Origin of the sequence: Vibrio sp. V03_P4A6T147 (assembly GCF_002241085.1) — a bacterium.
In the GTDB taxonomy this organism is placed as follows: Bacteria; Pseudomonadota; Gammaproteobacteria; order Enterobacterales; family Vibrionaceae; genus Vibrio; species Vibrio anguillarum.
Window position 1 is genome coordinate 1 of record NZ_NDIO01000288.1, and the last position, 8,879, is coordinate 8,879.

Annotated in this window: 8 protein-coding genes; 5 read left to right on the top strand and 3 right to left on the bottom strand. The window is 43.3% G+C overall.

Translation table 11 applies throughout. The annotated features are described in order from the left end of the window. Both B9J84_RS16360 and B9J84_RS11260 read right to left on the bottom strand, forming a co-directional pair. On the bottom strand, positions 1-183 hold a 183-nt coding region (locus B9J84_RS16360), incomplete at its 3' end, for a hypothetical protein (RefSeq protein WP_404207106.1). Between the two features lie 316 nt (positions 184-499). Next, positions 500-1,684 (bottom strand): ATP/GTP-binding protein, encoded by a 1,185-nt coding sequence (locus tag B9J84_RS11260; protein WP_094124152.1) that lies wholly within the window; start codon positions 1,682-1,684, stop codon positions 500-502. 520 nt (positions 1,685-2,204) lie between these two features. Here B9J84_RS11260 and B9J84_RS11265 point away from each other — a divergent pair. Continuing rightward, positions 2,205-2,927, top strand: a complete 723-nt coding sequence (locus B9J84_RS11265) for a ParB-like protein (protein ID WP_094124153.1) — start codon at positions 2,205-2,207, stop codon at positions 2,925-2,927. A 266-nt stretch (positions 2,928-3,193) separates the two neighbouring features. After that, entirely contained in the window at positions 3,194-4,024 is an 831-nt protein-coding gene (locus tag B9J84_RS11270; protein ID WP_094124154.1) for a TerC family protein, read from the top strand. A gap of 67 nt (positions 4,025-4,091) precedes the next feature. On the opposite strand, the gene B9J84_RS11275 is transcribed toward B9J84_RS11270, so the two are convergent. Then, positions 4,092-5,792 carry a methyl-accepting chemotaxis protein gene (locus B9J84_RS11275; RefSeq protein WP_094124155.1) on the bottom strand — a complete coding sequence of 567 codons (1,701 nt, stop codon included), beginning with the start codon at positions 5,790-5,792 and terminating at the stop codon, positions 4,092-4,094. A 548-nt stretch (positions 5,793-6,340) separates the two neighbouring features. On the opposite strand from B9J84_RS11275, the gene B9J84_RS11280 reads away from it, so the two are divergent. Genes B9J84_RS11280 through rsgA form a run of 3 tightly spaced genes read left to right on the top strand, consistent with a single transcriptional unit; the run spans position 6,341 to position 8,825 of the window. Further along, positions 6,341-7,522, top strand: a complete 1,182-nt coding sequence (locus B9J84_RS11280) for a MerR family transcriptional regulator (protein ID WP_094124156.1) — start codon at positions 6,341-6,343, stop codon at positions 7,520-7,522. Between the two features lie 4 nt (positions 7,523-7,526). Next, positions 7,527-7,778, top strand: coding sequence for a hypothetical protein (locus B9J84_RS11285; protein ID WP_017048211.1), 252 nt, complete (start codon positions 7,527-7,529; stop codon positions 7,776-7,778). Positions 7,779-7,787: 9 nt separating this feature from the next. Beyond that, positions 7,788-8,825 carry a ribosome small subunit-dependent GTPase A gene (gene rsgA / locus B9J84_RS11290; RefSeq protein WP_094124157.1) on the top strand — a complete coding sequence of 346 codons (1,038 nt, stop codon included), beginning with the start codon at positions 7,788-7,790 and terminating at the stop codon, positions 8,823-8,825. Positions 8,826-8,879 lie beyond the last annotated feature (54 nt).

The window sequence follows — 8,879 nt, forward strand, 5'->3', positions numbered from 1 at the left end:
ATTAGAAATCAATTCTCTAAGACTAACAATCGCTTCTTTTTCAGTAGCATCTAAAACTTCTTTTGAAAACGATTTTTGGTAGCTAGTTTTTTGAGTAGGACAGCCACCAAGAAAAGGTTTGAGGTTAGTTTTACAGCGGTCACCGCAGGTTCCAGCCTGAACACCAAGGACATCAAGTACCATCCCCTCAAGACATACAGGTGCAGATAAAATTACTTCAATCTTATGCTTTTCCGCATACGCCCAATCGTGTTGTGGTATTGCTACGTCACATATCGTTTGTCGTAAGCGGCTTCTTGGCTCTTTTTAGCAGACATGAGAATATTTCTAGGTGAACCACCATCTGATGATTCGATTTTAACTACTTGCCCAGTGTTTCGGCCGTCATAGTTGTCTTTCATGTGATTCAAGAACGCTCTGTCGTGTATACCTTCACCAACGACGATAAGTGACGCAATATTAGCCTTTCTAACTTTCTTCTTCGCCAACTTCAACACTCCTATACGTTGGGGACTGCACCTAGAGCGCCAGCTTGGTACTTAGCGTAAAGGTTGTCATCGGCACGGATGCCTACCATTTCATCCAAACGCCATGCATCACTTTCAAGGCACTCTTTTTCTACGAGGTAGACTTGGTGTTTCTTGAGTATATTTAGCACTTCTGGTGTGTGACAGGTAAAGATAAGCTGTGCATCATGCTGGTTAGTCTCTTTGTGCTTAAACCAATTTAGAATAACTGGGAGCATATGAGGATGGAGGTCGTTATCAATCTCATCTAAAATAGCAACACCACCATATTGTAGTACTGGAAGTACCCTACGAAGCATTACAAAAAGAGCTTTAGTACCGCTAGATTCCTCGAAGAATGGGAGTGTAAATTCACCTTTTTCGCACTTATGGATAGCGAAAGGAAAATCAAACTCTATTTCGTCTCCTTTCTCATCTGTAAGCTTTTGCGACTTATATTCAATATCGTGAATTCCCAAATCGAAGTCAAAGACAGCTTGATGTAATCTCTGTTTCAACTCACTATCTTCTTTTAGAAACTCGGTCGCTTCCAGAATATCACCATCATTGAAATGTCTGCGCCCCATCATATTCACATTGAAAATAAAACTATCAAAGTACTCATAGAACTTAGATGCGTTAGACACATTCTGTTGGAATGCTGCTGAAATAACAGAGACATTACTTCTAACTTTCTTGGCTTGAGCTACAGAAAAGCCGAAGCCTTTTTGCTTGTAGCTGTATCCATCCTCAGTTTTCTCTCTGACGAACACATACGAGTAGCTACGACTCGTTTTTTTATACAGTGATTCCAACAATACATCGTTTTTTGTAATCGATAAGTTGTATTTGTACTGCTCCCCACCGAGCATGAAGTACAGTTCAAAATCAGTAGACTTATCGGTATACAATCGGTGTGGCATGCATGGGATATTCTCAGATGGTTTATAGTCGAACACAGAAGTCGATATAAATGAGCCAAGGAAAGCAAGTGGACGCAACAGCTGAGTCTTACCAGCACCATTAGCACCAACAACAGCCAATACCTTGTTCAGACGCTCACCAGATTCTAGGTTTATGTCGTAGTAGGAAGCTGATGGTTTTTTTCCAACTTCAAAAGATACTTCTTGCTCGCTGCCAAAAGAGTAGAAATTTTCACAGATAAATTTTATTAGCACGGAAACACCATAATCAACGTATTTTTGTTGATTATGGTGCTTAACGAGATGAACTACAAGTGTGTTCAGGGTGATTTAGGTCAAAAATCAAGTTATTCACTAGTCACTATCTAGCCTAATCTCAGGTTAATCCGTAGACACGTTACTGGTATTACGAAAAGTAAGTCAAATGATGCTTTGGTGAAGTGTGTGTTAAATTCATCGAACCAAAGAATGGGGCAAAACTGTGTTGACGGCTCGCTAATCACTCTACTCTGAAACACACTCCAAATGGTAAACGTTAATGCATTCATTCAAAGTTATAACTTTACACCCTCACTGTAACCCTATGATTTTTATCAAACTATATACCGACTGATAAATTCTCCAATACCTTATCGATGTTTTCTGTACCGTTAGGCTTCAAACTCCTACAATGCAAGGCAGAGGGTCGGTGAAGGCTAAACTTTCACTTTTACATATTGAATACTCAACAGTGCATTTGATTGCATTGGTACCGTCATCATTCAAAAGGAATAGTATGTTGAGCAAAGGATGGATATTGCTTGCCGCCGCAATCATCAGTCAGGGAGCATGGGCACTCGCTCCTTGCGGGCCAGACAGTGGCATCGGAGACTGGTGCAGCCTAGATATTAATCAGCTACACCCCACTCAGGCCGGGGTTGGTCAGCAACAAGTTGATAAAACACAAGCCAAACTGGCGACAAAAAGCCCAGCACAACTTAAGAAGTACATGAAAAAGAAAAAGATTCCGGTAATCGTAGATGCTGATGGCCAGTATTGGTTGGTTGACCGACATCATCTAACCAAGGCGCTTTGGCAGCAAGGTGTGAAAGAGGTGACCGTCCACATCCTTGCTCACCTCGACAACAAGGAGAGCTTTTGGCAAGACATGCAAGGCAACCACTGGACATGGCTGCGCGATGAAAAAGGAGCCCCGCTAACTCCCGATCAATTACCTGCACACATAAGTAAGCTACCCGACTACCCCTACCGCTCTTTGGCAGGTGAACTACAAGATGCCGGTTATTACAGCAAGCATGAACAGGTTTATTTTGTTGAGTTTGCTTGGGCTAGCTGGCTTGGGGAGCAAATGAATTGGGTGCCGGTCAATGCGAGTACGCTACCAGAACGACTCGAACAAGCTGCACAACTGGCATGTAGCTCAGCCGCTAAGGCTCTGCCTGGTTACCCCGGAGAGCAGTGTTCAACTATGCACCACCTCATCAACACGGCAAACTAAGGTTCTATCGCAAAGCGTGATTTAAATAAGACTCATCATTTTGAAGATACAATTAGCCTGAGAGCAAACAAATAGCTCGTAGGGCGTTGTTCGATAAGATGAATATGTATTTTGTTACAAATCGCCCTCTTGTCTTGTGGTTCAGTCAATGATTTACTGTCGCTTCCTTAGCAACAGAGGCTTTTATTGACAATGGACGACCCCTTCAGGCGACCAATATTTACTGATCCCCCCCTTCACCGTGCCCCCTTATTTAAGGAGGCCACATGTTAGAACTCTTCCTACTACCCGAAACTTGGGCGATATTTGCCACACTGCTTGCTTTAGAAGTGGTTCTTGGCGTTGATAATGTAGTGTTCATTTCCGTCTTATGTGAACGACTCCCCGTTCAGCAGCGGCCGCTTGCGCGTAACTTAGGCATTTTGTTAGCGGTTACCGCTCGGATTGGTTTGGTTTTTTCTATCAGTTGGCTGATGTCGTTAACTGCACCGATAGTCGTTTGGTTTAGCAACGAATTATCTGGACGAGATTTTATCCTCATCTTCGGCGGTGCTTTTCTGTTATTCAAAGCAGCAAAAGAGTTGTGGAACTGGCTGATGCCTGATGAGCATTCACATACGACGACAGTAAGTGCTGGCCTTGCGGTCGTATTACTGCAAATTGTCGCGGTTGACGCGGTATTTTCCATGGATTCGGTAATCACTGCGGTGGGTCTAACTAACGACATTCCTATCATGGTCGCGGCCATTTTAGCGTCTGCGGTGATCATGATATTAACCGCAGCGCGCATTAACGCCTTAGTCACCCGTTATCCGGGTTTTAAAACGCTGGCATTACTGTTTTTAATGATGCTGGGCGGTTTGTTAATCGCGGAAGGTGTTGAGCTGCACATCAATAAAGGCTACGTCTATTTTGCGATGGCGTTTGGTTTGGCAATGGAGATTTGTCATATTCAATGGGCGAAGAAACAAGCAATCCAGATTAAGCAGCTACGTCAGCTAAAGCTATATACGTCTACATCAAAGCTACATACGTCAAAACCATATTCGTTAAAAAGGCACATGCCTTTGCTAAGGTCAAAGTCCTCAGCACATTGAAGAGATAATTGATATCAGGAGGGCGAACAGCAACGTCGCCCTTTCTTCTATCCGAATACTATTGACGTTAAGCTAATTTACGCACACTAAATTGGCTCATTAACGCTTTTAAATCATTGGCTTGCTGTGATAAATCATTACTAGCGTTAGCAGTTTCTTCCGTGCTCACTAATACTTTGTCGCCTGAATCACGAATACCTAACAAATTTTGGCTGACTTCTTCAGCACTCACGGCTTGTTGCTCGCTGGCGGAGGCGACTTGCAAGTTAGATTGCATCAGTTCGTCTAACGCTCCCGCTATCGAATAGAGCTGAGCTTTTGCACTATCGACGAGTGTTGATGATTCGCTGATCTGCTGGTCATTATCTTCTATCGATTTTGCAGCAATTTGAGCTTTATTCACCAACACTTGGATCAAACTGCTGATTTCATGAGTCGCTTCTTGGCTGCGAGAAGCCAAAGCGCGCACTTCATCAGCCACAACCGCAAATCCTCTTCCTTGCTCACCCGCCCTTGCCGCTTCAATTGCAGCGTTGAGTGCCAACAAATTGGTTTGCTCTGAAATCGAATCAACCACTGAAACGAAATTCTGAATTTTATGTGTGCTGTCTTGTAACTCTAAGATCATTTTTTGTGAGTTAGCCGCGTTAATCACCAATTGATGGGAGATTTTTTGTGTCACATCTGTCGTTTCACAAGCCGCTTTAACGCTGTTATCTGCACGAGTAGTCGACTCCGCGGCACCTTCAGCATTACTCGCCACTTCTGTAATCGTTGATGCCATTTGCTCCATTGCAGCCGCAACTTGCTGAGTGCTCTCTTGCTGTACAAGCATCGCTTTACGGTTATTCTCTGCCAACACATTTAATTCCGTCACCAGCCCTGCAATGCTGTTTGCTCTTTGAATCACCTCACCAACGGTTTTACTCAACGAGTCCGCCATAGTGTTCATACTTTGCGTCAACTGGCCGATCTCATCTTTTGACTCTGGCACAATGTGCTGATCAAAATGACCATTTGCCATTTTCGCCGCTATATTTCTCACTTTTAGCACAGAGCGAACAATTTGACGGCTGAGTAACGTCCCCATCACAAGGCCAAGAATTATCGAAACGGCAGCTAATGTTATTGTGCCCTGCAATGCTCTGTGTTCTTCATCTTCAGTAATAAGAATAGAGGTTGCTGTTTTTTGCTCTAAATCGCGTAGAAAATGTTCAATTTCGGTATTAAATGCCTCTTGCATTTTTTCTAGCACGAGCACTTGTGGCGCAAGTTGTTCTACTGGCTCATTACTATTTAAGCGCTTGAGCAACTCAAATAAAGCCACCTCATACTGATAGTAATGACTTTCTAACGCTTCAAATGTTTGGTATCGGTTTTGACTCTCTTGATCAACACCCTTCGCTTGACGATGCTTCTTTGCATCACTGAGTATTTGCTTCGCTTGTGTCAATTCAGACTCCAACACTTTTGCGATGTTTTCTGTCTTCTGAGTAAGGTCTTTCAGCGCTTGTGAGTTGCCTTCGACAGGGATTTTAGCCAGTCGAAAAGCCTTTTCTAACACGATAGAGCTTTCCAACTGTTTGATGGTGATATCCGAGCTCAATCGAATTAAAGGGATACTTTCATGAGCGATCTCTTCAATTTCAAGCGCAATACGATTCATTTTTAAAGCGCTAAAGCTTGCAACACCAACAATTAGGCACAGCATTAGCGTAATTAGCGAAATCATTTTTTGGGTAATCGATAAGTCTTTAATCCACTGCATAAATGCGCTCTCCAAACACAATCATTAAAGCCATTCGTTTATATGAATATTGTTATGCTGTTAAAGATAGTTTAGTAAAACCTAAAACACACTATTTCTAATACTAAGTAACTAGAGGTCATATCTGTTCAAGCGAGTAGAAAACTCTGCTTTTACTTATCAGTCAGTGTGTTAAAGACAAAGCCCGAACGCTTGGGTTCAGGCTTTAAGATAGGGAACAAGGTCTACGGCGTTAGATGCGCTCTACACATTCACGAGCAATTACCAGCTCTTCATTGGTTAGGTTTATATTCGTATCGCATCTGCTAACAGGAATTTGGACAATAGGTTGCCAGTGATTTTGCTAATTTATCTATTCATAAATAAGCTCTGGTATTGAAAACTGGCTACTAGCTACCGACTAATATCTCAAAATCATCCGCAGTCCTCACTACCGTCATCTCACTTCTGTCACTGTTGGCGAAAAATTCGAACACGGCCACTTGACCTGTCTACTACTCCATAGTTCATACTCTCGACATACAAACAACATCTAGGTCAAATCTCACATGTATTTGATTTCGGAACTGGCAGCAAAGGCGGGGCTCTCTCGCACCACCTTACTCTATTACGAGAAGTTAGGGCTGATTAACGGCCAGCGCCTTGACAATGGATATCGCTATTACAGCGAAAACGATTTGCAGCGGCTGTTTTTAATTCAACAACTTCAAAGCGCAGGACTCTCATTGAAAGAGTGCGAACAATGCTTGGACGCCAAATTAAGCCGAAGCTTATTGGAAAATCGCCTGACGCAACTCAACCATGAAATTGATAAAAAAATCCACGCTCGTGAGTTGCTACTGGCGTTACTTGGGGAACGTCCACAAAGAGAGTTACACCATTCTCTGAGTCAAAGTGCGCCTAGCGCTTACTTAAACTGGTTAAGTACGCAGGGTTACAGTGAAAAAGAAGCGCTCAGATTAAAGTGGTTATCAAAAGATATGAACGAACACGAGAGTTACATGAAAGACTTTATGACGGTCTTTGCAACATTAGAAAGATGGGGGCCAGGGAGTCACAAGGACTCTTTAAAAGCGATTTCATTAATGTCGCCTCAGACAATGACCGATATTTTAGACATTGGTTGTGGCACTGGCCTCTCAACGTTACTGCTAGCTGACAACAGTAACGCACACATTACAGCTGTGGATAATGAGCCTATTGCCATCGAACTGCTCGATAAAAAAATCCAAAACGCACAGTTACATGAGCGAATTTCTCCTGTTTGTGCCTCCATGACGGAACTGCCATTTCTGGCAAAATGTTTTGATGCCATTTGGGCGGAAGGCTGCGTCTACATTATGGGAATGGAGAACGCACTAAAACAATGGAAGCCTCTGTTGAAAGACAATGGCGTATTGATGGTGAGTGATTTGGTTTGGCTCACTGACTCTCCTGACGAAGAGACAAAACAGTTTTGGCTGGCAGACTACCCAGACATTCAATCGATACCTAAACGGCTCGCTCTGTTCAAAAAGCATGGCTACGATGTGATCGAACACTTCTCATTGGGCGTCGATGCATGGCAAAACTACTGGCAACCGCTGCAAGACCGAGTTGAGGAATTACAAGCTGTTATGCCTGCGTCCCAAGCATTGCTGGACATTAACAAAGAGATTTCGATTTATGAGCGATTTGCCACAAAAGATTTTACCTATCAGTACTTTATTTTAAAACTAGCCAAGAGATAGACGCATGAAATACGCTTTGTACAAACAAGAACAAGCTCAAGAAATCATTACACTGTTCAATGACACATTTTCGGATTCAGAAGGTAAAGAAGAAGGTGCATTAATTGCGAAACTCGTGGAAGACTTTCTCACTTTACCAACCAAAGATGAGGATCTTTATGTGTTTATTGCACAATCTTTAGTTGGTGGAGTGATCCCTCACGTTGCGGGTAAACCAACATGTTTACCCGCCCTCGACAATCCCTATTATTGGTAGGTGGTGAACATGAACGCTCCTTCATTACTAGAGTTAGGTATGCGACCTTTTTTCCAGCAGCAACTGTCTTTAGAAGAGTTAGAGAACGGCTCGCTCGGTCGAATCATCGAACATCATAAATCTGACGTTGTTTTGATGAGTGACAACGGGACGTTGCGATTGAATCTCCCGCCGAAACTCGAAGCGGTATGTGTGGGCGATTGGGTTGTGTTCGATCACGAGCGAATACTTCGTGTGCTCGAAAGACAATCCTTATTCCAGCGCAAAGCGGCTGGCAGCACTCTCAAGCGACAGCTAATCGCAGCCAACATTGATTGTGTTTTTATCGTCAGTTCATTTAATGAAGATTTCAGCTTAAATCGCATTGAGCGTTATTTGGCTTTGGCCAATGAAGCGGGTGCTCAAGCTGTGATTGTGCTGACAAAAGTCGATTTATGCCCTCATCCTGATGATATTCGTGAGCAAGTACAAAAGCTTGACCCGCTATTGAGCGTTCACTGTGTTAACGCGTTGGATAGCCAAGACGTTTCTGTATTGGAAAATTACTGTCAGAAAGGCAAGACCATTGCGTTTCTCGGCTCCTCGGGTGTCGGAAAATCAACACTGGTCAATAGCTTACTTGGTCGCCATGAAATGGAAACTGGCCATATTCGTGAACAAGACAGCAAAGGTCGCCATACCACTACCCATCGTGCGATTAAATGGTTACCCAGAGGTGGTCTGTTGATGGACACGCCAGGAATGCGAGAGTTACAACTGAGCGATGTCAAAGAAGGGATTCAACTCACCTTTGCCGATATTGAATCCCTCGCATCTCAATGTCGTTTTAGTGACTGCCTGCATGAGAATGAACCGTGTTGTGCGGTCAGAGAAGCAGTAGAAAGAGGAGAGCTATCCTCTAGACGATTAGACAACTACAAAAAGCTACTGCTCGAAGAAGCCCACAACAGTGCGACATTGGCGGAGAGAAGAGCGAAAGATCGTGCGTTTACGAAGATGGTGAACTCCGTTCAGGAGAAAGCGCGCTCGGCTAAAAAGTTTCGATAACCATTTAAAAAATCATCATTAATCACAAACCATTTGCTCTGTTGAGCATCCAAT

What these genes read in the sequence shown, in the direction of transcription:
- B9J84_RS11270 (WP_094124154.1), top strand. Translation starts at nt 3,194, where the DNA reads ATGTTAGAACTCTTCCTACTACCCGAAACTTGGGCGATATTTGCCACA.
- rsgA (WP_094124157.1), top strand. Translation starts at nt 7,788, where the DNA reads ATGAACGCTCCTTCATTACTAGAGTTAGGTATGCGACCTTTTTTCCAG.
- B9J84_RS11265 (WP_094124153.1), top strand. Translation starts at nt 2,205, where the DNA reads ATGTTGAGCAAAGGATGGATATTGCTTGCCGCCGCAATCATCAGTCAG.
- B9J84_RS11280 (WP_094124156.1), top strand. Translation starts at nt 6,341, where the DNA reads ATGTATTTGATTTCGGAACTGGCAGCAAAGGCGGGGCTCTCTCGCACC.
- B9J84_RS11275 (WP_094124155.1), bottom strand. Translation starts at nt 5,792, where the DNA reads ATGCAGTGGATTAAAGACTTATCGATTACCCAAAAAATGATTTCGCTA.
- B9J84_RS11285 (WP_017048211.1), top strand. Translation starts at nt 7,527, where the DNA reads ATGAAATACGCTTTGTACAAACAAGAACAAGCTCAAGAAATCATTACA.